Source organism: Microtetraspora sp. NBRC 16547, from assembly GCF_030268965.1.
GTDB lineage: Bacteria > Actinomycetota > Actinomycetes > Streptosporangiales > Streptosporangiaceae > Microtetraspora.
The window spans coordinates 1-259 of the sequence record NZ_BSSE01000133.1 but is presented as its reverse complement, the minus strand read 5'-3'; the positions used below and the strand labels follow the sequence as shown (position 1 = coordinate 259).

Sequence of the window (259 nt, the reverse complement as noted above, 5' to 3'; positions counted from 1 at the left end):
CCCACACCGTCCCCAGTGCAGTACCATCGGCGCTGGAAGGCTTAACTTCCGGGTTCGGAATGTAACCGGGTGTTTCCCTACCGCTATAACCGCCGTAACCCTATGAAACACACAACCAGACCACCCGCCACAGCAGGCAGGGCTGTTTGCAGTCTCTGAATTGCATAGCCGACGCGAACATCTATGGACAAGTCCTCGGCCTATTAGTACCGGTCAGCTCCACACGTTACCGCGCTTCCACTTCCGGCCTATCAACCCG

At 57.1% G+C, this 259-nt stretch carries 2 rRNA genes; both read right to left on the bottom strand.

Annotated elements, in window-relative coordinates:
• A 5S ribosomal RNA gene (gene rrf / locus QSK17_RS35935) occupies positions 1–97 on the bottom strand; the annotation flags it as partial.
• A gap of 86 nt (positions 98–183) precedes the next feature.
• Positions 184–259: ribosomal RNA gene (locus tag QSK17_RS35930) — 23S ribosomal RNA — on the bottom strand; the annotation flags it as partial.